Origin of the sequence: Variovorax sp. (genome assembly GCF_035634955.1) — a bacterium.
GTDB lineage: Bacteria > Pseudomonadota > Gammaproteobacteria > Burkholderiales > Burkholderiaceae_C > Variovorax.
Genome location: NZ_DASQBZ010000015.1, coordinates 518,863 through 541,509 on the forward strand (window position 1 = coordinate 518,863; position 22,647 = coordinate 541,509).

Annotated in this window: 20 protein-coding genes; 14 read left to right on the forward strand and 6 right to left on the reverse strand. The window is 69.4% G+C overall.

The features are described 5' to 3' along the window. Nucleotides 1-32: 32 nt before the first annotated feature. The 3 genes from VES41_RS07390 (at nt 33) to VES41_RS07400 (ending at nt 5,039) form a co-directional block, all read left to right on the forward strand. On the forward strand, nt 33-1,706 hold the full coding sequence (locus VES41_RS07390; RefSeq protein WP_324814907.1) for a long-chain-fatty-acid--CoA ligase: 1,674 nt from the start codon (nt 33-35) through the stop codon (nt 1,704-1,706). A gap of 73 nt (nt 1,707-1,779) precedes the next feature. Beyond that, complete coding sequence (locus VES41_RS07395; RefSeq protein ID WP_324814910.1) at nt 1,780-2,535, forward strand: 5'-methylthioadenosine/adenosylhomocysteine nucleosidase; 756 nt, start codon at nt 1,780-1,782, stop codon at nt 2,533-2,535. Nucleotides 2,536-2,696: 161 nt separating this feature from the next. After that, entirely contained in the window at nt 2,697-5,039 is a 2,343-nt protein-coding gene (locus VES41_RS07400) for a xanthine dehydrogenase family protein molybdopterin-binding subunit (RefSeq protein ID WP_324814913.1), read from the forward strand. A 174-nt stretch (nt 5,040-5,213) separates the two neighbouring features. Here VES41_RS07400 and VES41_RS07405 read toward each other — a convergent pair whose 3' ends face one another. Continuing rightward, nucleotides 5,214-6,203 carry a magnesium and cobalt transport protein CorA gene (locus VES41_RS07405; protein WP_324814916.1) on the reverse strand — a complete coding sequence of 330 codons (990 nt, stop codon included), beginning with the start codon at nt 6,201-6,203 and terminating at the stop codon, nt 5,214-5,216. Between the two features lie 275 nt (nt 6,204-6,478). Here VES41_RS07405 and VES41_RS07410 point away from each other — a divergent pair, with 275 nt between their 5' ends. From VES41_RS07410 to hprK, 4 genes are all read left to right on the forward strand, one after another. Then, on the forward strand, nt 6,479-8,566 hold the full coding sequence (locus VES41_RS07410) for an ATP-dependent helicase (RefSeq protein WP_414719061.1): 2,088 nt from the start codon (nt 6,479-6,481) through the stop codon (nt 8,564-8,566). A gap of 268 nt (nt 8,567-8,834) precedes the next feature. After that, nucleotides 8,835-9,167 (forward strand): ribosome hibernation-promoting factor, HPF/YfiA family, encoded by a 333-nt coding sequence (gene hpf, locus VES41_RS07415; RefSeq protein WP_324814922.1) that lies wholly within the window; start codon nt 8,835-8,837, stop codon nt 9,165-9,167. A gap of 110 nt (nt 9,168-9,277) precedes the next feature. Continuing rightward, nucleotides 9,278-9,745, forward strand: a complete 468-nt coding sequence (locus tag VES41_RS07420; protein WP_324814925.1) for a PTS sugar transporter subunit IIA — start codon at nt 9,278-9,280, stop codon at nt 9,743-9,745. A 58-nt stretch (nt 9,746-9,803) separates the two neighbouring features. Beyond that, on the forward strand, nt 9,804-10,763 hold the full coding sequence (hprK, locus tag VES41_RS07425; protein WP_324814928.1) for an HPr(Ser) kinase/phosphatase: 960 nt from the start codon (nt 9,804-9,806) through the stop codon (nt 10,761-10,763). Nucleotides 10,764-10,793: 30 nt separating this feature from the next. Here the strand turns inward: hprK and fur are convergent, their stop codons facing one another. Next, nucleotides 10,794-11,213: a ferric iron uptake transcriptional regulator gene (fur, locus tag VES41_RS07430; RefSeq protein WP_324814932.1), complete on the reverse strand. Its 420-nt coding sequence runs from the start codon at nt 11,211-11,213 to the stop codon at nt 10,794-10,796. An 82-nt stretch (nt 11,214-11,295) separates the two neighbouring features. Here fur and VES41_RS07435 point away from each other — a divergent pair, with 82 nt between their 5' ends. The 7 genes from VES41_RS07435 to VES41_RS07465 all read left to right on the forward strand — a co-directional run bounded on the left by VES41_RS07435 (nt 11,296) and on the right by VES41_RS07465 (nt 18,729). Continuing rightward, nucleotides 11,296-11,859, forward strand: coding sequence for an outer membrane protein assembly factor BamE (locus VES41_RS07435; protein WP_324814934.1), 564 nt, complete (start codon nt 11,296-11,298; stop codon nt 11,857-11,859). 87 nt (nt 11,860-11,946) lie between these two features. Next, nucleotides 11,947-12,801, forward strand: coding sequence for a 4-hydroxy-tetrahydrodipicolinate reductase (gene dapB, locus VES41_RS07440; RefSeq protein WP_324814938.1), 855 nt, complete (start codon nt 11,947-11,949; stop codon nt 12,799-12,801). Between the two features lie 84 nt (nt 12,802-12,885). Further along, nucleotides 12,886-14,142: an ABC transporter substrate-binding protein gene (locus VES41_RS07445; protein ID WP_324814940.1), complete on the forward strand. Its 1,257-nt coding sequence runs from the start codon at nt 12,886-12,888 to the stop codon at nt 14,140-14,142. Beyond that, entirely contained in the window at nt 14,132-15,076 is a 945-nt protein-coding gene (locus VES41_RS07450; RefSeq protein ID WP_324814943.1) for a sugar ABC transporter permease, read from the forward strand. The genes VES41_RS07445 and VES41_RS07450 overlap by 11 nt, the downstream gene beginning before the upstream one ends. Beyond that, nucleotides 15,073-15,939, forward strand: a complete 867-nt coding sequence (locus VES41_RS07455) for a carbohydrate ABC transporter permease (RefSeq protein ID WP_324814946.1) — start codon at nt 15,073-15,075, stop codon at nt 15,937-15,939. The genes VES41_RS07450 and VES41_RS07455 overlap by 4 nt, the downstream gene beginning before the upstream one ends. A gap of 4 nt (nt 15,940-15,943) precedes the next feature. Next, nucleotides 15,944-17,608: an alpha-amylase family glycosyl hydrolase gene (locus VES41_RS07460; protein WP_324814948.1), complete on the forward strand. Its 1,665-nt coding sequence runs from the start codon at nt 15,944-15,946 to the stop codon at nt 17,606-17,608. Further along, nucleotides 17,605-18,729 carry a sn-glycerol-3-phosphate ABC transporter ATP-binding protein UgpC gene (locus VES41_RS07465; protein ID WP_324814951.1) on the forward strand — a complete coding sequence of 375 codons (1,125 nt, stop codon included), beginning with the start codon at nt 17,605-17,607 and terminating at the stop codon, nt 18,727-18,729. Before VES41_RS07460 ends, VES41_RS07465 begins: the two co-directional genes overlap by 4 nt. A gap of 21 nt (nt 18,730-18,750) precedes the next feature. Here the strand turns inward: VES41_RS07465 and ggpS are convergent, their stop codons facing one another. The 4 genes from ggpS to VES41_RS07485 form a co-directional block, all read right to left on the reverse strand. Continuing rightward, nucleotides 18,751-20,244 (reverse strand): glucosylglycerol-phosphate synthase, encoded by a 1,494-nt coding sequence (gene ggpS, locus VES41_RS07470; RefSeq protein WP_324814954.1) that lies wholly within the window; start codon nt 20,242-20,244, stop codon nt 18,751-18,753. Further along, on the reverse strand, nt 20,241-21,026 hold the full coding sequence (locus tag VES41_RS07475; protein WP_324814956.1) for an HAD family hydrolase: 786 nt from the start codon (nt 21,024-21,026) through the stop codon (nt 20,241-20,243). Before VES41_RS07475 ends, ggpS begins: the two co-directional genes overlap by 4 nt. Further along, nucleotides 21,023-22,168, reverse strand: a complete 1,146-nt coding sequence (locus VES41_RS07480) for an NAD(P)H-dependent glycerol-3-phosphate dehydrogenase (protein ID WP_324814959.1) — start codon at nt 22,166-22,168, stop codon at nt 21,023-21,025. The genes VES41_RS07475 and VES41_RS07480 overlap by 4 nt, the downstream gene beginning before the upstream one ends. A gap of 151 nt (nt 22,169-22,319) precedes the next feature. After that, the gene (locus tag VES41_RS07485; protein WP_324814961.1) at nt 22,320-22,490 is read right to left on the reverse strand and encodes a hypothetical protein; all 171 of its coding nucleotides are present in this window, start codon (nt 22,488-22,490) and stop codon (nt 22,320-22,322) included. Nucleotides 22,491-22,647 lie beyond the last annotated feature (157 nt).

A 22,647-nucleotide genomic window follows, 5' to 3' on the forward strand; every position in this document is an offset into this window, starting at 1 on the left:
CCGCGCCCTTTTTCTATCTGGAGACGACACCGATGACCGATCGCCCCTGGCTGTCCAGCTATCCCGCAGGCGTGCCCGCCGATATCGACGCGACCCAGTACGCCTCGCTGGTCGAGCTGATGGAGGAGAGCTTCGGCCGCTACGCCGACAGGATTGCCTTCAGCTTCATGGGCAAGGACATCACCTACGCCGAGGTCGACAAGGCTAGCCGCAAGCTGGCGGCCTACCTGCAGGGCCTGGGCCTGGTCAAGGGCGACCGCGTCGCGCTGATGATGCCGAACACGCCGCAGTACCCGATCGCGGTGGCGGCGGTGCTGCGTGCGGGGCTGGTGGTCGTGAACGTCAATCCGCTCTACACGCCGCGCGAGCTCGAGCACCAGCTCAAGGATTCCGGCGCCAAGGCGATCATCATCATCGAGAACTTCGGCGCCACGCTGCAGAAATGCATCGCCGCCACGCCGGTCAAGCATGTGGTGCTGGCAGCCATGGGCGACCGGCTGGGTCTCAAGGGCCTGCTGGTGAACTTCGTGGTCCGCGACATCAAGAAGCTGGTGCCTCCCTTCCAGTTGCCCGGCGCAGTGCGTTTCAACGATGCGCTCGGCCGCGGCGGCTCGCGCAAGTTCGAAGCGCCGCAGATCGGGCCGGACGACGTCGCCCTCCTGCAATACACCGGCGGCACGACCGGCGTGTCGAAGGGCGCGGTGCTGCTGCATCGGAACATCATCGCCAACGTGCTGCAATCCGAAGCCTGGAACGCGCCCGCCATGAGCAAGGTGCCGCAAGGCGAGCAGCCCACCAGCGTGTGCGCGCTGCCGCTCTATCACATCTTCGCCTTCACGGTGAACATGATGCTGTGCATGCGCACCGGCGGGAAATCCATCCTGATTCCCAACCCGCGCGACCTGGCGGCCACGCTCAAGGAGCTGTCGCGCCACACCTTCCACAGCTTTCCGGCGGTCAACACGCTGTTTGCCGGCCTGGCCAACCATCCGGACTTCAACACCGTCAACTGGAAGAACCTGAAGGTGTCGGTGGGCGGCGGCACCGCGGTCCAGAGCGGCGTGGCCAAGCTGTGGCTGAGCAAGACGGGCTGCCCCATCTGCGAAGGCTACGGCCTTTCGGAGACCTCGCCGTCGGCCAGCTGCAACCCGGTCACGAGCACGGAATACAGCGGCACCATCGGCGTGCCGCTGCCGAGCACCCGGATGAAGCTGCTGGACGACCAGGGCAACGAGGTTCCCCTGGGCCAGGCCGGCGAGATCGCGATCAAGGGCCCGCAGGTCATGGCGGGCTACTGGCAGCGCCCGGACGAGACGGCCAAGGCCATGACCGCCGACGGCTATTTCAAGACCGGCGACATCGGCGTGACGGACGAGCGTGGCTACTTCCGGATCGTGGACCGCAAGAAGGACATGATCATCGTCAGCGGGTTCAACGTCTATCCGAACGAGGTCGAGGACGTGGTGTCGCAGCTGCCCGGCGTGCTCGAGTGCGCCGTGGTGGGCGTGCCCGACGAGAAGACCGGCGAGGGCATCAAGCTGGTGGTCGTGCGCAAGGGCGACGAACTGACCGAGGAGCAGATTCGCGAGTTCTGCCGCGACAACCTCACCGGCTACAAGCGCCCCAGGTTGATCGAGTTCCGCACCGAGCTGCCGAAGACGCCGGTCGGCAAGGTGCTGCGCCGCGAACTGCGCGACCCACGCTGACCGGCGGCGACCCCATGCACGCCCGGACTGCGGCACGGCGTCACGGTGCAGGCACGGCCGAACGGCGGCGCCGATGACCACCGCCATCCTCAGCGCCTTGCCCGAAGAGCAGGCCGGCCTGGCGCAGCGGCTGGACGGCCTGCGCACCCAGGTGTATGCGGGCCGGGAGTTCCATGTGGGCCGGTGGCAGGGCCGGGAGGTCGTGTTCGTCCTGTCGCGCATCGGCAAGGTGGCGGCGGCGACGACCGCCGCCGCGGCGATCGAGCGCTTCGGCGCGACGCGGCTGTTCTTCACTGGCCTAGCCGGCGGCCTGCACCCGGACGTGCGGGTCGGCGACACGGTGATCGGCGGCGAATTTCTCCAGCATGACATGGATGCCTCGCCGCTGTTCGCTCGCCACGAGGTTCCGCTCTACGGGCGCGCGCGCTTCGCGGCCGATGCGTCCTCGGTGGCGCTTCTGCTGGCGGCGGCTCAGGCCGCGCCGGAAGGCGGCGGGCTCGAACCGGAGGTGCGGCAGCGGTTCGGCCTCGGCCGGGCTTCGCGCCTGCACCGCGGACTGATCGTCAGTGGCGACCGCTTCGTCTCGCGTGCGCACGAGGCACAGGCCCTGCGCGAGCAGTTGCCGGACGCTCTGGCGGTCGACATGGAGGCGGCCGCCGTGGCCCAGGTGTGCCACGACCACGGCGTGCCGTTTGCCGCCGCGCGCCACGTCTCGGACCGCGCGGACGACGAGGCGCACGTCGATTTCCCGGCCTACCTGGCGCAGGTGGCGGCCTGCCAGGCGCGCGGCCTGATCACCGCGCTGCTCGATCGGCTCCCGGCGCCCTGACCGGTCCGGCCCGGCGTGGCCGGGTCGTACGCCCACGGCCCATGCGCGCAGCGCCTGTGGATTTCCCGCTTCTGCGGCATGATGCGCGGCACCGAGATGACGCGCCGCCGCATCCAGCCGGCGCGCCCGATTCACCCATCCATGCATGAACGAGGCCCGCCGTGACCGTTGACCAGAGCCCTTCCCCGCCCGTCGTCGCCCGCTTCGGCAGCGGCCAGGCCGTGCGCCGGCTGGAAGACGAGGCCCTGCTGAGCGGACGCGGCCAGTACACCGACGACGTTCGCGCCGAAGGGCAACTGCACGTGGCTTTCGTGCGGTCGCCCTATCCGCATGCCCGCATCCTGTCGATCGACACCGCCGCCGCGAGCGGCATGCCCGGCGTGGCCCGGGTGCTGACGGGGGCCGAACTGGTCGACGCCGGCGTCAAGCCGATCCCGGGTGTCGCCGGCTTCGCGCGCGCCGACGGCAGCCCGGGCGCCACGCCGCCGCGCCGTGCGCTGGCCCACGAGCGCGTGCGCTTCCTGGGCGAGGCGGTGGCCGCCGTGCTGGCCGACAGCGTGCAGCAGGCGCGCGACGCGGCAGAGGCCGTGATGGTCGACTACGAGGATCTGCCAATGGTGGTCGACCCCCGGCAGGCCTTGGCCCCGGGGGCGCCGGTGGTCTGCGACGAGGCGCCGGACAACATTTCGGCCGAGATGCGGCACGGCGACGCCGTCGCGGCAGATGCCGCCTTCGCCCGGGCGGCGCACGTCGTCGAGCTGACCTTGCGGCATCAACGGCTGGCCGCCGTGACGCTGGAGCCGCGCTCGGTCCAGGCCGATTTCGACGCCGCCACCGGGCGCACCACTGTGCGCATGAGCACCCAGATGCCGACCGGAGCGCGCAACACCATCGCCACCGACATGCTCGGGATTCCCGCCGACGACGTGCGCGTGGTCGTCGGCGACGTGGGCGGCGGCTTCGGCATGAAGACCGGTCTCTACCCGGAAGACGCGGTGGTAGCGATTGCCGCGCGCATGCTGCACCGGCCGGTCAAGTGGATCGCCGATCGCAGCGAGGAGTTCATCTCCTCCACACACGGGCGCGACATCGAGGCGCACTGCGCACTGGCGCTGGCAGCCGACGGCCGCATCCTGGCGCTGCGCGTGCATTCGGTGGCCAATGTCGGTGCCTACCCCACCGGCGCGGGCGTCGCCATCCAGTTGCTGATCGGCCCGTGGGTGCAGACGAGCGTCTACGACATCCAGACCATCGACTTCCATTTCAAGGCGGTGATGACCCACACCGCGCCCACCGGCGCGTACCGCGGCGCCGGCCGGCCCGAGGCCATCTTCAACATCGAGCGCCTGATGGACGAGGCCGCGCGCCAGACCGGCATTGACCGCCTCGCGCTGCGCCGCCGCAACTTCATCCGGCCCGAGCAGATGCCCTACACCAACCCGATGCAGCAGGTGTACGACAGCGGCCGTTTCGAGCATGTCATGGACCAGGCGCTGGCGCTGGCCGAATGGAGCGGGTTCGACGCGCGCGCGGCCCAATCGGCCGAGCGGGGCCTGCAGCGCGGGCTGGGCATTGCCACCTTCCTCGAATGGACGGGCGGCAACGTGTTCGAGGAACGCGTGACCGTCTCGGTGCAGGCGGAGGGCGTGATCGAGGTCTACTCCGCCGTCAACGCAATGGGCCAGGGCATCGCCACGTCGCTGGCGCAACTGGTGGTCGATGCCTTCGGCGTGCCGATCGAGAAGGTGCGCGTGGTGCTCGGCGACACCGACCGCGGCAACGGGTTCGGAAGCGCCGGCTCGCGCTCCATCTTCACCGGCGGCTCGGCCATGCAGGTCGGGTCGCAGCGCACCATTGACGTCGCGCGCGGCCTGGCCGCCAAGGAATTCGAGGCCAGCGAGCAGGACGTGCGCTACGACGCCGGCCAATTCAGCGTCGCCGGCACCGACCTGGCCATCGGCCTGTTCGAGCTGGCCGGGCGCCAGCCGGACGCGCGCATCTTCATGGACTCGACCAGCGCCGTGGCCGGCCCGAGCTGGCCCAACGGCTGCCACATCTGCGAGGTGGAGCTCGACCCGGCCACCGGCGAAGTCGCGGTGCAGCGCTATGCCTCGGTCAACGACGTCGGCCGCGTCATCAACCCGATGATCGTGCGCGGCCAGCTCGACGGCGGCGCCGTGCAGGGCATCGGCCAGGCCTTGCTCGAGGAGGTGGTCTACGACGCCGCCTCCGGCCAGCTCGTCACCGGCAGCCTGATGGACTACGCGCTGCCCACCTCGTCCGGTTCGCCCGAGTTCACCACCGAGATGGACACCGGCACCCCGTGCCTGAACAACCCGCTGGGCGTCAAGGGCGTCGGCGAGCTGGGCACCATCGGCGCGACGCCGGCGGTCGTCAATGCCGTGGCCGACGCCCTGTCCCGCGCCGGCCATGCCGACAAGGCGGCGCGGCTGCAGATGCCGCTGACGCCGGACAGGCTCTGGCGGCTGCTGAATGCCGGTTGAGCGGGTGCGCCCCGCCGCTGCGGCCTGATCCGCCGCGTCGCGCCCCCAGGCAGGCGCGCGGCAAGCGCAGCGAAGCCCCTTCGGGAACAACCACGGAACCGGCTCCGCCGGGCCGGAGGGTGTGCCCCCTCGAGGGGGTTGGCGGACCTGCGAAGCAGGGTAGCCTGGGGGGAGCTATTTCAACCAGCCGCGCCGCCGGAAGTACCACATCGGCCCGAGCGCGCTGGCGGCCATCAGCGCCAGCACGTACGGAAAGGCGGCCTCGCCCAACGCCCTGAGATCCGGGAAGGCCAGGTTCATGCCGTAGATGCTGGCGATCAGCGTCGGCGGCAGCAGCGCCACGCTGGCCACCGAGAAGATCTTGATGGTCTTGTTCTGGTTGATGTTGATGAAACCGACGGTCGCATCCATCAGGAAGTTGATCTTGTCGAACAGGAACGCCGTGTGGTTGTCGAGCGACTCGATGTCGCGCAGCAACTGCCGCGCCTCCTCGAACTGCTCGGCGTTGAGCATGCGGCTGCGCATCATGAAGCTCACCGCGCGGCGCGTGTCCATCACATTGCGGCGGATGCGCCCGTTCAAGTCTTCCTGGCGGGCAATGGCGCCCAGCGCCTCGCCGGCGAGTTCGTCGCTCACGTTCCCGGCCAGCACCTTCTTGCTGACCACCTCAAGCTCGTCATAGATGTCCTCGAGCGTGTCGGCCGAGTACTCGGCGTCGGTGTCGAACAGCTTGAGCAGCACCTCCTTGGCATCCTCGATGAAGCCGGGTGCCCGCCGCGCGCGCAGGCGCAACAGGCGAAACACCGGGATGTCCTCCTCGTGGATGGAAAACAGCACGCCCGAACTGCGCCGGGAGACGTCGTTGTGGCGATTGAGGATGAAGGCCACGCGCACCGAGCGCGGGTCCTCGTCGTCGATCAGGAAGTCGCTGCGGATGTGCAGTTCGCCGTTGTCTTCCTCGTAGAAGCGGGCGGATTCCTCGATGTCCTCGTCCATCGCGTCTTCCGGAATGGACAGGTCGTAGTACTGCTTGACCCAACGCTTTTCCTCCAGCGTGGGCGATTCCAGGTCCACCCAGATGGGGCGGAACTTGGACAGTTCTTCCAGCGACTCGATCTCTTCCTGGACGAGACGGCCGTTGGCGAGCGTGAAGATGTTGAGCATGGGCTCACTCCCTGAGATGACGTTCGACGAATGGGCAAGAGTGCGGGGCGCTTTCAACCCCGATCCGGCACCCATTCGCGAATGACGGGCGTCAGCTGGGAGTTGAAAGCTGCCGAGGAGGGCAGTTTTCCAAGGCGGTGCTCCTAAAAGCGTGCTTGTTGCGACGGGCGCAATTATGTCATCTGTGCATGGATCGGGCGGCGCCTTCTTGCGCCTGCCCGACCGCGTGATCCGCTGGATGAATGTACAGTTGCGCCTGCGCCGCCATGAACACGATCGAACACCCTCTCAGCCGCCTGCATGAAGCCCTGGAGCGGCTGAACCCGCCGCAGCGCGAGGCGGTGCTGCACGGCGCCGACGGCGCCGACGCCGGCGCATTGCTGGTGGTGGCGGGCGCCGGTTCGGGCAAGACGAGCACGCTCGCGCACCGCGTGGCCAGCCTGATCGCCCATGGTGCCGATCCGCAGCGCCTGCTGCTGCTGACGTTCTCGCGCCGCGCGGCGCAGGAGATGTCGCAGCGCGCCGGCCACGTGCTGGCGCGGGCACTGGGCCTGGGAACGCAGTCGCCGCCCGAACTGCCCTGGGCCGGCACCTTTCACGCCATCGGCGCGCGTCTGCTGCGCGACCATTCGGCATCGCTGGGGCTGGACCCGCAATTCACCATTCACGACCGCGGCGATGCCGAAGACCAGATGGGCCTGGTCCGGCACGAGTTGAACCTCGCCGGCAGCGGCCGGCGCTTTCCCGGCAAGGGCACCTGCCTGTCGATCTATTCGCGCGTGGTCAACACCCAGGACAGCCTGTCGGCCGTGCTGGCGCGCGCCTTCCCGTGGTGCGCCGAATGGGAGGCCGAACTCGGGCGGCTGTTCGGCGCCTACGTCGATGCCAAGGCCGCGCAGAACGTGCTCGACTATGACGACCTGTTGCTGGCCTGGCACGAGATGATGGGCGAGCCTGCGCTTGCAACACAAGTGAGCAAACGCTTCGACCATGTCCTGGTCGACGAGTACCAGGACACCAACCGGCTCCAGTCGGCCATCCTGCAGCGGCTCAGGCCGGACGGACGCGGGCTGACGGCCGTGGGCGACGATGCGCAATCCATCTATTCGTTCCGCGGTGCCACGGTACGCAACATCCTCGACTTTCCGAGCCAGTTCGCCTCCCCCGGGCGGCCGGCACGCGTCGTCACGCTCGAGCGCAACTACCGGTCCACCTCGCCGATCCTCGACGTTTCCAACGCCGTCATCGCCGGGGCCGGAGAGCGCTTCGCCAAGCGGCTGTGGAGCGACCGGCCGTCCGCAGGCCCGGCCCAGCTGGTGCTGGTTCCCGACGAAGTCCACCAGGCGCGCTGGGTGGCCGACCAGGTGCTGGCGCACCGCGAAGGCGGGTTGCGGCTGAAGTCGCAGGCCGTGCTGTTCCGGGCCGCCAGCCACAGCGCGGCGCTCGAGCTGGAGCTGGCGCGGCGCAACATCCCCTTCGTGAAATTCGGCGGACTCAAGTTTCTCGAGGCCTCGCACGTCAAGGACATGCTGGCGCTGCTGCGCTTTGCGCAGAACCCGAAAGGCCGTCTGGCCGGTTTCCGGGTGGTCCAACTCATCCCCGGCATCGGCCCGGCGACCGCCACGCGGCTGATGGACGCGCTGGAGACGTCCGCCGATCCGGCCGCCACCGTGCGGGATCTGCCCGTGCCCGCGGCGGCGCGCGACGCGTGGGCGGAATTCGCCGCGACCTACGGCGCGCTGCGCTCAGCCGGCCCAGGCACCTGGCCGGCCGACCTGGAAGTGGCGCAACGCTGGTACCAGCCGCAACTCGAGCGGCTGCACGAGGACGCGGGGCTGCGCCTGGCGGACGTCGGCCAGCTGGTGCAGCTGGCGGCCGGCTATGCCTCGCGCGAACGCTTCCTGACGGAACTGACGCTCGACCCGCCCGACGCCACCAGCGACCGGGCGGGCCCGCCCCTGCTGGACGAGGACTACCTGATCCTGTCGACCATCCATTCGGCCAAGGGGCAGGAGTGGACCTCCGTGCACGTGCTCAATGTGGTGGATGGCTGCATTCCCTCGGACATGGCCACCGGCAGCGCCGAGGAGATCGAGGAGGAGCGGCGCCTGCTGTACGTCGCCATGACGCGGGCCCGGGACCACCTGCATCTGCTGGTGCCGCAGCGCTTCTATGTGACGCGGCAGTCGGCGCGCGGCGACCGCCACCTGTATGCGGGGCGCACGCGCTTCATTCCGGCCGCCGATGCGAAGGGGTATCTGCAGGTGGTGTGGCCGCCGCCGCCCGCGGAGCCGCCAGCCGTGCCGCCGCCCGCGGCCACCATCGACCTGCGCAACCGCCTGCGCGCGGCCTGGCGGTCCTAGCGTGTGTCCCGGCGGCTCGGGGCGCCATCGCTGCGCACCCTTGCAAGCCCCCCAGTTTGACGCAAAACGCCTGTAACAGGTATCCGGTATTGCAGGCTGGGTCTTGCATTGCTTTTCACCACCCTCGCGGGCATAGTGAATCGGACCAGTTCTGCTCCAGCGCACGCCGCTCCTCTCCCACCTGCTATCCGCTTCCCCCACTTTCCCGCCGACCTGGCCGCATCCGCGGCTCATGGTCTCTTCAACCGTCGCTTCCAGGAGGTCACACATGAATTTGACGATCAGCGGACATCACCTCGACGTCACACCCGCCCTTCGCACCTACGTCACCAGCAAGCTGGACCGCATCACGCGCCATTTCGACCAGGTCGTAGACGTCAAGGTGATCCTGACGGTGGAAAAGCAGAAGGAGAAGGAAAAGCGCCAACGAGCCGAGTGCAACATCCACGTCAAGGGAAATGACATGTTCGCCGAGTCGAGTCATCACGATCTCTATGCCGCCGTCGATGAACTGGTCGACAAGCTCGACCGGCAGGTGGTTCGCCACAAGGAGTGCCTGCAGGACCACCATCACGAGACCGTCAAGCGAGTGGTGAACTAAGGTTCTAGAAGGCAGTCCGAGCCGTTCGGGCAAATCCTATTGCGGGCCGCCGAAAGGCGGCCCTTTGCATTTCGTGGCATGGGTGCATAATCGGCCCCGTCCCACACACCATGAATCGTCTCGCGTCCATTCTGCCGCCCGCCCAAGTCCTCGTGAGCGTCGATGTCACCAGCAAGAAGCGTGCCTTCGAAGAGGCGGGCCTTTTGTTCGAGAATCTGCACGGCTTGGGGCGGGCACTCATCACCGACAGCCTGTTTGCCAGGGAGCGCCTGGGCTCCACCGGCCTCGGCCACGGCGTGGCCATTCCGCATGGCCGTATCAAGGGCCTGAAGTCGCCCATGGCGGCCGTGTTCCAGCTGGCCAATGCCATCGGCTTCGATGCGCCGGACGAGCAACCCGTCAAGCTGCTGATCTTCCTGCTGGTGCCCGAGGCGGCCACGCAGAAGCACCTCGAGATCCTGTCCGAGATTGCCGAGCTGCTGAGCGACTCCGGCCTGCGCGAGCTGATCAAGTCGAGCGCCGATGCGGCGCAGCTGCACGCCCTGATCGCGGGCTGGCAGCCGGCGCAGGTCGCGTGAGCCGCCCGGCTGCCTTCCTTCCTGCTTCCATGCCCCAAGCGGGGCACCTGTATTTCTCATGAAGCCGAACGCCATCAGCGCCGATGCGATGTTCGAGGAATTCCGCGGCTCGCTGCGCTGGGAGTGGCTGGCCGGCCTGGGTGCCTCGGAGCGCCAGTTCGACCCGGAAGTCATCAGTCGCGCCCAGTCGGCCGCTGACCTGGTCGGCTACCTCAACTACATCCATCCCTACCGGGTGCAGATCCTCGGCGCCCGCGAGGTGGCCTACCTCACCACCGGCTCGCCCGACGACTGCGCACGCCGCATTGCGCGCATCGTCACGCTGGAGCCGCCGATGCTGGTGCTGGCCGACGGCCAGGCGCCACCGGACCAGCTGCTGACGATCTGCGAGCGCGCCCAGCTGCCGCTGTTCTCCACGCGCGAATCGTCGGCCTTCGTCATCGACCTGCTGCGCGCCTACCTGTCCAAGCACTTCGCCGAGCGCACCTCGATGCACGGGGTGTTCATGGACATCCTGGGGCTCGGCGTGATGATCACGGGCGAGTCGGGCCTGGGCAAGAGCGAGCTCGGCCTGGAGCTGATCTCGCGCGGCAACGGCCTGGTGGCCGATGACGCGGTCGACCTGTACCGCATCAACCAGACCACGATCGAGGGGCGCTGCCCGGACCTGCTGCAGAACCTGCTGGAGGTGCGCGGCATCGGCCTGCTGGACATCCGCGCCATCTTCGGCGAGACGGCGGTGCGACGGAAGATGCGGCTCAAGCTCATCGTCCACCTGGTGCGCCGCGACAGCTTCGAGCGCGACTACGAGCGCATGCCCTCGGCACCGCTGACGCAGGACGTGCTGGGCGTGCCGGTGCGCAAGGTGATCATCCAGGTGGTCGCCGGCCGCAACATCGCCGTGCTGGTCGAGGCCGCGGTGCGCAATTCGATCCTGCAACTGCGCGGCATCGACACCTATGCCGATTTCGTGGCGCGCCACCACAAGGCAATGGAAGGCGCCAGGGACGACGACTGACGCCCGGCGCCCCGCCCGGGCTTGCCGGGTCTATCGCTTACTGAGGCAGTCGGCGCACACGCCGTAGAGCGACATGGCGTGATCCTGCAGCTGCCAGCCCTTGTCCTTGGCGACCATCTGCTGGCGCGACTCGATTTCCGCGTCGAAGAATTCCTCGACCCGGCCGCAGCTGGTGCACACCAGGTGGTCGTGATGGGAGCCTTCGTTGAGCTCGTAGACTGCCTTGCCGCTTTCGAAATGGCTGCGCTCGAGAATGCCGGCCTGCTCGAACTGGGTCAGCACCCGGTAGACGGTGGCCAGGCCGATGTCGGAGTGATCGTTGAGGAGCACGCGATAGACGTCCTCGGCCGTCATGTGGCGTTGGTTGCCGCTGTGGAAGATCTCCAGAATCTTCAGTCGGGGCAGGGTGGCCTTCAGGCCCGTGCTTTTGAGTTCGTCGATCTTGTCCATGATGCGTGCCGCTTTTGTGGCCTGCGAGCGGCAAAGAGGGTGCCGCTACAATGAGCCGATCATATCGCTTGCCCTTCTTTCCATGACTGCCAATCACCCACGCCGATCCTGGGCGCTCCTGGCGGCGATCGCTGGCAGTGCCGTGCTGGGCGCGTGCAGCAGCATCGGCGACAGTACCCGCGGCGCGCTCTATGCCATCACCCCCTACAAGGTCGAGGTGGTCCAGGGCAACTTCGTCTCCAAGCAGCAGGTCGATGCGCTTCAACCCGGCATGACGCGCCAGCAGGTGCGCGAGATCCTGGGAACGCCGCTGCTCAACGACGTCTTTCACAGCAACCGCTGGGACTACGTCTTCACCATCCGCCGCCAGGGCGTTGCGGCGCAGCAGCGTCGCCTGACCGTCTACTTCGACGGCGAGCGCATGGTTCGCCACGAGGGCGACCCGATGCCCAGCGAAGAGGAATTCGTCGCCACGCTCGATCCGCGCGGCAAGTCCGAGCCCAAGATCCCGAAGCTCGAGGCCAGCGAGGACGAGCTCAAGAAATACGCGCCCAAGCCGAAGGACGCCGCCGAGCCGGGAGCCGGCGCGGCCGAGCCGCAGCCGCCGCTGCCAGCGAGCTATCCGCCGCTGGGCACCGGCCGCTGATTTCGCCACTTCCAATCGCCGTTGGCGGGCCAGCCGGGGCACGGCCAGCTGCGTGCGCACCCGATCCGTCCGTCCGAGGAACCTGTCTTGACCAATTCGTCCTCCGCCTCCGCTTCTGCCGCTGCCCACGCCGGCAAGCGGCGGGTCGCCGTCGCCGGCGCGTCCGGCCGCATGGGCCGCATGCTGATCGAAGCCCTGCTGGCTTCCGATGACTGCATCCTTGCCGGTGCGCTGGACGTCGCCGGCAGCCCGGCGCTGGGCCAGGATGCCGGGGCCGCGCTGGGCGTCGCCACCGGCGTCCCGATCGTCGCCGACCTCCGCCAGGGCCTGGCCAACGCCGAGGTCCTGATCGATTTCACCCGGCCGGAAGGCACTCTGGCGCATCTGCAGATATGCCGCGAACTCGGCGTGCAGGCGGTGATCGGCACCACCGGCTTCTCGGACGCGCAAAAGGCGCAGATCGCCGACATTGCGCAAGGCACTGCCGTGGTGTTCGCACCCAACATGAGCGTGGGCGTGAACGTGACGCTCAAGCTGCTCGAGATGGCGGCCAAGGCCCTGTCCACCGGCTACGACATCGAGATCGTCGAGGCCCATCATCGCCACAAGGTGGATGCGCCGTCGGGCACCGCCTTGAAGATGGGCGAGGTGATCGCCCAGGCGCTGGGCCGCGACCTGAACGATTGCGCCGTCTATGCGCGCGAAGGCGTCACCGGCGAGCGCGATCCCTCCAGCATCGGATTCGCCACCATTCGCGGCGGCGACATCGTGGGCGACCATACCGTGCTGTTCGCCGGCATCGGCGAGCGCATCGAGATCTCGCACAAGTCGTCCAACCGGGCCGGCTACGCGCAGGGCAGCCTGCGTGCCGTGCGCTTCCTGGCCGGCCGACGCAGCGGCCTGTTCGACATGTTCGATGTGCTGGGCCTGCGCCAGCCCTGACGACCGGATCTCGCGTTCCACCGCGATTGGACTGCACTATTGATTGAACGCGTCCCCCGCCCATGCCTCGGCCGGCTTGCGGCCATGGTGTTGTCGAGCCTGCTGTGGCTGGCGCTGACGCCGCGGTGGGCGATGGCCGTGGAGATCTCGATCTCCTGCGGCGCGGTGGGGCAGGAACTGCAGTTGTGCCGCGAAGGTGCCCAGGCGTGGGCCGAGCGCACCGGCAACTCGGTGCGGGTGGTGTCCACGCCCAATTCGGCGAGCGAGCGGCTGGCGCTCTATCAGCAACTGCTGGCCGGCGGCAGCACCGCGATCGACATCTACCAGATCGACGTGGTGTGGCCCGGCATCCTGGCGCGCAACCTGGTGGACCTCGGGCCGATGGCCGGCAACGCGCCGGCAGAGCACTTCCCGGCCATCATCCGCAACAACACGGTCGACGGCCGCCTGGTGGCGCTGCCTTTCTATACCGACGCCGGCGTCCTGTTCTACCGCGCCGACCTGTTGCGCAAGTACGGCTTGCCGGTTCCCCAGACCTGGGACGAAATGACGCGCACGGCAGGGCGCATCCAGCAGGCCGAGCGCCAGGCGGGCAATGGCGGCCTGTGGGGCTACGTGTTCCAGGGCCGCGCCTACGAGGGCCTGACCGTCAACGCGCTGGAATGGATCGACAGCCGCGGCGGCGCGCTGGTCGACGCGCAGGGCCGGGTCGTGGTGGACAGTCCTGCTGCGCGCGAGGCCTTGTCCATGGCCGCAGGCTGGATCGGGTCGATCGCGCCGCCTGGCGTGCTCAACTATTCGGAGGAAGAGGCGCGCGGCCTGTTCCAGTCCGGGCATGCGGTGTTCATGCGCAACTGGCCGTATGCCTGGGCGCTGGCGCAAGGTGCGGACAGCCCCGTGCGCGGCAAGGTGGGCGTGGCCGCACTGCCCAGCGGGGATCCGGCGCGCGGCGCGGCGCGTCACAGCGGCGTGCTGGGCGGCTGGAACCTCGCCGTCTCGCGCCACTCGCGCCACGTCGCCGAGGCGGCGGACCTGGTGCGCTATCTCACCGGCAGCGACGAGCAGAAGCGGCGCGCCGTGAAAGCCGCCTACAACCCGACCCGGCCGGCGCTCTACCAGGACGCCCAGGTGATCGCCGCCAATCCGTTCTTCCGCACGCTGTATCCCAGCTTCGAATCGGCCGTGGCGCGGCCGTCGCGGGTCACGGGCCGCAAGTACAACCGCGTCTCCAGCGCCGTCGCCAACGAGGTGCACGGGGCGCTGTCCGGCAGCAGCACGCCCGAGGCCGCGCTGCACGAACTCTCGCATGAACTGCGCAGGATGAGCCGCCGTGGCTGGTAGCGTGCCCCCGACGCGCCGCCCCGGCGGCCTTGCGCGCCAGCGCGTGCGTGCGGCGTGGATGTTCCTCGCGCCAACCCTGGTGGCGCTGGTGCTGGTGGCCGGATGGCCGCTGGCGCGCACGCTGTGGTTCGGCTTCACCGACGCGCACCTCGACGAACTGGGCGCGGCGCGCTTCGTCGGCCTGGACAACTACCTGTCGCGCGACGGCGGCGAATGGTATGGCGTGCTGGCCGATCCGGTGTGGTGGCGCGCGGTCTGGCGCACCGTCTGGTTCGCGGCGGTTTCGGTGTCGATCGAGACCGTGCTGGGCCTGGTGGTGGCGCTGGCGTTGAACGTGCGCTTTCCGCTGCGCGGCGTGGTGCGCGCGGCAATCCTCATTCCGTGGGCCATTCCCACCGTCGTGTCGGCCCGCATGTGGGGCTGGATGCTCAACGACCAGTTCGGCATCCTCAACCATGTGCTGATGGGCCTGGGCATCATCTCGCAGCCCGTCGCCTGGACCGCCGACGCGCAACTGGCCATGTGGGCGGTGGTGATGGTCGACGTGTGGAAGGCCACGCCCTTCATGGCGCTGCTGACGCTCGCGGCGCTGCAGATGCTGCCGGGCGACTGCTACGAGGCGGCACGGGTGGACGGCATCCACCCGGTGCGCGTCTTCTTCCGCGTCACGTTGCCGCTGATCCGCCCGGCGCTGATGGTGGCGGTGATCTTCCGCGCGCTGGACGCGCTGCGGGTGTTCGATCTGATCTACGTGCTCACCGCCAACTCGCGCGACACCCAATCGATGTCGGTGTATGCGCGCCAGTGGCTGGTGGATTTCCAGGAGGTCGGCTACGGCTCGGCCGCCTCCACCCTGCTGTTCCTGGTGATCGTCCTGCTGACCTGGACCGCGCTGGTGGTCGGCCGGGTGCAGCCGCAGGGGGATGCGCAATGAGCGCCGGCCAGACCCGCCGCACTCGGCGCATGAGCGGCGCCGCACTGGCGCGCCGCGCCGGCTTCGCGCTGCTGCTGGCGATCATCTTCCTGGTGTCCGTCTTTCCCTTCTACTACGCGCTGGTGTCCTCGCTGCGCACCGGCTCCGAGCTGTTCGTGCCGTCGCTGTGGCCGGACCACTTCGATCTGCGCAACTACGCGCAGATCTTCGTGCAGCAGAACTTCGGCCGCAGCATCCTCAATTCGCTGGCCGTGGCGCTCGGCGTCGTGGGCGCGTCGCTGCTGCTGGGGCTTGGCGCCGCCTGGGCGCTGGGGCGCGTGCCGTTCCGCGGCCGGGGGCTGCTGCTCATGACGATCCTCGGCGTGTCCATGTTCCCGCAGGTGGCGGTGCTGTCGGGCATGTTCGAGCTGATCAGCGCGCTCGGCCTGTACGACCGCCTGCCCGGGCTGGGGCTGGCCAACCTGGTGCTCACGCTGCCCTTCACCGTGTGGGTGCTGACCACCTTCATGCGCGAGCTGCCGCGTGAACTGGAGGAGGCCGCCTACGTGGACGGCGCCTCGCCCGCACTGCTTCTGCGCCGCGTGTTCCTGCCGCTGCTGTGGCCGGCCATGGTGCCGGCCGGGCTGCTGGCGTTCATCGTGGCCTGGAACGAGTTCCTGTTCGCGCTGACCTTCGCGCTGTCGCCCGACGCGCGCACGGTGCCGGTGGCCATCGCGCTGCTGTCCGGCGGCAGCAGCCAGGAGCTGCCGTGGGGTCCGATCATGGCGGCATCCGTAGTGGTCACGGTACCGCTGATGCTGCTGGTGCTCGTGTTCCAGCGGCGCATCGTCGCAGGCCTGACGGCCGGCGCGGTCAAAGGATGATGAGATGACGACAGACAACGACGCTTCGGCGGCAACCGACTGGTGGCAGCGCGGCGTGATCTACCAGATCTACCCGCGCTCCTACCTCGACACCAACGGCGACGGCGTCGGCGATCTCGCGGGCATTGCCGCGCGGCTGGACCACGTGGCCGCACTGGGCGCCGACGCCGTCTGGATCGCGCCGTTCTTCGTCTCGCCCATGGCCGACTTCGGCTACGACGTGGCCGACCACTGCCAGGTGGCGCCCATGTTCGGCACCATGGCCGACTTCGACGCCGTGCTGGCACAGGCGCACGAGCGCGGCCTGCGCGTGCTGATCGACCTGGTCATCTCGCACACCTCCGAGCGCCACTCCTGGTTCGCCGAAAGCCGCGCCGACCGCACCAACCCGAAGGCCGACTGGTACGTGTGGGCCGACGCCCGGCCCGACGGCGGGCCGCCCAACAACTGGCTGTCGCTCTTCGGCGGCAGCTCCTGGACCTGGGACACGCGGCGGCGCCAGTACTACCTGCACAACTTCCTGGCGAGCCAGCCCGACCTGAACTTCCACAACGAGGCGGTCCAGCAGGCCGTGCTCGACGTCGTGCGCTTCTGGCTCGAGCGCGGGGTGGATGGCTTTCGCCTGGACACGGCCAACTTCTACTTCCACGACAAGGCGCTGCGCGACAACCCGGCGCTGGGCGAGGGCGGGCAGACGGTCGGGGTGCCCGAGAGCAACCCCTACAGCTACCAGGACCACGTCTACGACAAGTCCCGGCCCGAGAACCTCGCCTTCCTGGAGCGCCTGCGCCGGCTGGTGGACACGCACCCCGGCACCGCGATGGTGGGCGAGATCGGGCCCGACCGCGATCCGGCCGGCACCACCGCGGCCTACACCGCGCGCGGCAAGCGCCTGCACATGGCCTACACGTTCAACCTGCTGGGCGAGACCTTCTCGGCGGGCCACATCCGGCGCGTCGTCGAGGAGTTCGACCAAGCCATCGGCGACGGCTGGCCCAGCTGGGCCATGTCCAATCACGACGTGGCGCGGGTCATCTCCCGCTGGCGACTGCAGGAGCATGGAGAACGCGCCGCGCCGCTGCTGCTGGCGCTGCTGATGTCGCTGCGCGGCACGCCCTGCATCTACCAGGGCGAGGAGCTGGGCCTGCCCGAGGCGGAGATTCCCTTCGAGCTCCTGCAGGACCCCTATGGCCGCCAGTTCTGGCCCGAGTTTCCCGGCCGCGACGGCTGCCGCACGCCGATGCCCTGGGTGGCCGAGGCGCTGCATGCGGGCTTCAGCGTGGCCACGCCCTGGCTGCCGGTGCCGCTGGCGCACGTGCAAAGGGCGGTGTCGCTGCAGTCGGCCGACGCCGCGTCGGTCCTGTCGCGGGTGCAACGCTTCATCCATTGGCGCAAGACCCAGCCGGCGCTGCAACTGGGCGGCATCCGGTTCGTCGACCGGGTCGCGGCGCCGCTGCTGTGCCTGGAGCGGCTGCTGCCTGGCCGGACGCTGCGCGCGGTGTTCAACCTGGGGCCCTTCCCGATGAGCCTGGCGTTGCCTGACGCGCTGACGTTCACGCCGCTGGATGGGCATGGCTTCGGCGGGCAGATGCAGGGCGCCACGCTGATGCTGCCGGGCTTCGACGCCTTTTTTGCGCAGCGCGACGAAGAGCAGGAGGAAAGTCCATGAACGCTCCCGACAGCAGGCCGCCGATCCAGGCCCAGGCCGTCGAGCTGCGCGGCGTGCGCAAGGACTTCGATGGCCATGCCGTGATCCGCGGCGTCGACCTGCGCATCGAGCCGGGCGAGTTCTGCGTCTTCGTCGGCCCGTCGGGCTGCGGCAAGTCGACACTGCTGCGCCTGGTCGCCGGCCTCGAGCAGGCCAGCGACGGGCAGGTGCTGATCGGCGAGCGCGACGTGACCGATCTCGCCCCGCGCGAGCGCGGCGTGGCCATGGTGTTCCAGAGCTATGCGCTGTACCCGCACATGACGGTGCACCAGAACATCGCCTTCGGCCTCGAGGCCGGGCGGCGCCTGGGCCGCGCGCAGATCGATGCCCGGGTGCGCGAGGCGGCCGAGCGTCTGGAACTCACGCCGCTGCTGCAGCGCCTGCCGCGCCAGCTCTCTGGCGGCCAGCGCCAGCGCGTGGCCATCGGCCGCGCCATCGTGCGCGAACCGAGCGTGTTCCTGTTCGACGAGCCGCTGTCCAACCTCGATGCGCAATTGCGCGGCCAGACGCGGCTGGAGATCGCGCGACTGCATCAGGCGCTCAGGACCACCATGGTCTACGTGACGCATGACCAGGTCGAGGCCATGACGCTGGCCGACCGCATCGTCGTCCTCAACGGCGGGCGCATCGAGCAGGTCGGCTCGCCGACCGAGCTCTATCGCAACCCGCGCAACCTGTTCGTGGCCGGCTTCATCGGCAGCGCGCGGATGAACTTCCTGCCGGTGCAGGTCGAGGCATTGGCCGAAGGCCAGGTGCGCGTGCGGCTGCCCGGCGGGGCGGTGCAGGCACTGCCGGCGCCGGCCGCCGAACTGGCGCCTGGCCAGCCGCTGACGCTGGGCATCCGCCCCGAGCACATCACGCACGACGTGGGCGGCGCGGCCATCGACGGACCGATCGAAGTGGTCGAGGAGCTCGGCGAGGACCGCCTGGCCTACCTGCGCGCGCCCGACGGCACCTTGTTGTGCGCCCGCTGGGGTGCCGAGGTTCCGCTTGCCGAAGGCGAGCCGGGCCGGATGTACCTGCCGGCGCGGCGCTGCCACCTGTTCGACGCCGACGGCACCGCGCTGCAGGACGCGCACTGACGGCCGCGCCCGGCCCGGGCGTCAGAGGCTGCGGAAGCTCTCGAGCGTGTGGCGCGCCCAATGGGTGGCGTCGTATTTCTCGACGCTCGCGGCCATGCTGCGCATGCGCTCGCGCTGCTCGTCCTGCGGCATCGCCAGCGCGCGCTCGATGGCGTCGTCCATCAGCTGGGACGAATACGGGTTGACCAGCACCGCGTCCGCCAGTTCGACCGAGGCGCCCGTGAATTCCGACAGCACCAGCACGCCGTCCATGCCGCGCCGCGCGGCCACGTATTCCTTGGCCACGAGGTTCAGCCCGTCGCGCAGCGGCGTGATCCAGCAGATGTCGGCGCAGCGGTAGTACGCGATCAGTTCCTCGAAGGGGATGGCGGACGTCATCAGCAGCAGCGGCTGCGCCGCCAGCGTGCCGTAGCGGCCGTTGATGCGCCCGGCGATCTGCTCGATCTCGTGCTGCACCTTGCGGTAGACGGCCATGCCGTTGGCGGCGGCGACCGAGGTCACCAGCAACTGAACCTGCGTGGCCACCTCGGGGCGGCGCTCCAGCAGCCGCTCGAAGGCCAGCAGCATGTCGCGCGTTCCCTTCGTGTAGTCGCTGCGGCCCACCGAGATGATCAGGCGCCGGCCGCCCAGGTCCTGGCGGATCGTCTCCTCGCGCCGTGCGGTGGCGGCACTGGCCGCGACCTCGCCGATGTAGCGCACGTTGGTGCCCACGGGAATCGAGTCGACGCGGATCTCGCGCCCCTTGTGGCGAATGCGCGTGGCGACCGACGCTTCCGACAACGCCAGGCCGACCGGCGACAGCGTGGGCTCCACGTCCACCTCCTCGACGATCTCGACGCCCTTGAGGTTGCGCGCCGCCGCGACGAAGCCCGAGGCATACCGCGGGATGTGGAACCCGACCTCGTCGCACGCGAGCAGGCTGTCGATGATCTCCTCGCGCCACGGCAGGATGTTGAAGATGCTCGACGACGGGAACGGCGTGTGGTGGAAGAAAGCCAGCCGCACGTCGGGCCGCAGCGCGCGCACGTAGCCGGGCACAAGCCACAGGTTGTAGTCGTGCACCCAGACGGTGGCGCCGTGCTCTGCCTGCTCCACGGCGGCCTCGGCGAAAAGCCGGTTGACCTCGCGGAACACGGGCCAGTCCACGGCGTCGTAGTTGTAGCGCTCCGGGAAGGAGTGCAGGATCGGCCACAGTGCCTCCTTGGAGGTGACGTGGTAGAAGCTGCGCACCTGCGCGGCGCTGAGCGGCAGGCGCGAGACGTTGTACTCGCCGTACGAGTCGCTCATGCGGACCACCTGCTGGAAGTCCTTGTCCTTGTGCTTGGGGTCGACCTGCTTCCAGGCCACCCAGGCGCCCTGGTCCACCGCCCCGAAGAAGCTCTTGAGCGTGGGCACGATGCCGTTCGGACTCTTGTGCTCGCGATAGACGGTGGCGCCGTCCTCGACGACTTCCTCGTAGGGTTGGCGGTGATAGACGATCACCAGGCTGGATTTCTTCACGGTGTTGTTGTTCATGACGGGAGACGAGGGTTCAAGTGGTCGGCCACGAAGCCGTGGTGATGCAGTGCGTCGGCGATGCCGGCCGCGCCCGGAGCGGGGCTGCGGTACACGCGCGGCCACTGCGCCAGGTGCGGCAGCAGGGCCGGTTCGGAATTGCCGACGGCCACGCCGGCCAGGCCGGTGCGGAACAGCGACAGGTCATTGAGGGTGTCGCCCGCCACCAGCAGCGATTCGTGCGGCCAGCCAAGGTGCCCGGCCAGGCGCAGCAGCGTCGGCCCCTTCGAGATGCCCGGCGGAAGCACGTCCAGGTACAGGTCGGCCGAGAGCAGGCAGTCGAAGCCGGCATCGCGCACTTTCTGCACCGTGGCCGGCGAAAGCGCGGCCGGCTCGTAGTAGTAGCTCAGCCGGTAGCGGAAGGGCGTCTCCTGCAGGCGCAGGCCCGGCTCGTGCGCGAGCAGCGCGCGCATGCGCGCGCCGGCGTCCCCCCAGGCCTGGGCGATGGGCTGCTCCAGTTCCTCCATGGGCTCGATGCCTGGGCCGCCGGCGATGGTGGTGCCGACGTCGCCGATGACATAGTCGGGCCGAGGCACCGGCGTGTCGCGCACCAGCGTGCGGATGAACGGCAGGTCGCGGCCGGTGACGAAGACCAGAGTCACCCGTTCGCGGTGTGCCTCGATCCAGCGGTACAGCGCGAGCCGCTGCGCGTCGCTGCCGCCGAGGAAGGTGCCGTCCAGGTCGGTGGCCAGCACCAGCGGGCGCCGCGGGGCCGGCGGCATCGGGGGCGTGGTGCGGCTCACAGGCGCTGCTCCGCGTGGGCGCGTCCGGCCGGTGGCTGGGCGATCTGCAGCGCGATGGCGGATGTCTCGGCACGGAAGGGCCGGGCCAGCAGCTGCCGCATGGCGGCGGCGATCGGCACGCCGTCGGCAACCACCGCGCGAACCGCCTCGCAGATGGGCATGTGCACCTCGAGCCGGCGCGCCAGGTCGGTCACCGGCACCGCGTTGTCGCGGCCTTCGACCACCACCGGGCGTCCGTCGAACATGTCGAGCGGGCTGCGGCCGGTGGCCAGCCCGATGCCGAAGCGCATGTTGCGCGATTGCTCGCTCGAGCAGGTGAGCGACAAGTCGCCCAAACCTGCCAGCCCGTACACCGTGTCGCTGCGTCCGCCCAGGGCCAGCGCCAGCTGGCGGATCTCCTCCAGTCCGCGCGTGATCAGCGCTGCGCGCGCGTTGGCGCCAAAGCCCATGCCCTGCGCGATGCCGCTGGCGATCGCCAGCACGTTCTTGACCGCGCCGCCGACTTCCACGCCGCGCAGGTCGTCGGTGACGTAGGGACGGAACGCCGGCGTGCCTAGCGCTGCGGCCAGGCGCGCGGCGAGCGAGTGCGCCGCGGCGGACGCCGCATCCTCCGAGGCCAGCGTCACGGCGCTGGGCATGCCTTGTGCCACTTCGCTGGCAAAGGTAGGGCCGGACAGCACGGCCAGCGGATGGCCGGGCAGGGCTTCTTCGACCACCTGGGCCATCAGCAGGCCACTTGCGTGCTCGATGCCCTTGGCGCACACGACCAGCGGCAGGCCCGACGGCAGGGCGCCGGCCATGGCGTTGCAGGTGACGCGCAGATGCTGCGACGGCACCACCAGCAGGGCGGCGTGCGCGTCGCGCAGGGCATCTTCCATGCGGGCATGCACGGTGACCCCGGCGGGCAGGCGATGCCCGGGCAGGTAGACGGTGTTCTCGCGGCCCTGCTGCATGCGGGCGGCGAGATCCGCCTCGCGCAGCCACAGCGCCACGGCGCGTCCGGCGCGCGCCGCGCTGATGGCCAGCGCCGTGCCCCAGGCGCCACCGCCGATGACGGCGATGCGCTGCAGCGGCGCGGCACACGTCGCGGGGCGCGGGGAAGTGGACGATGAAAGGGAAGAAGGACGGGCGATCCGTGCCATGGCGAGACTCCTCACGTTCGATTTGTGCGGTCGTGCCTGCGCATGCGCGAGGAACGCCGGATCGGCGTCGCGCAAAGAGGCAGACGAAGGGCGGGCCGGTGCTGCCGAGCCGTGCGAGGCTGGCGCTACCGGACGGGGGCGCGTGCGGCGATCAGCCGCCTGGAGCGCGAGCGGTCTGCTCTGTGATGAACAGGGGGAACGGAACGGGCTGGCTCAGCAAGGGCGTGAGCGCATTGCGCGATCGCAGCAGCCCGCAATTGAGCGAACCACGCAGCCACATGGGGAGCGTGGCCAGCACGCCCCCGCGCGTGAAGCGGGACATGCCATTGCGGCGGGGAGTGTGCGAGGCGGTCAGCTGCAACCGTTTCTTCCCTATCTTGGGGCGGCCGGCGGGATGCGCCGGGCCACAGGTGGAGGGGAGACTCGGGCCCCTGCAATGGGACCGGAGCCGGCACGACGCACACGGGGCGCACGTGCCT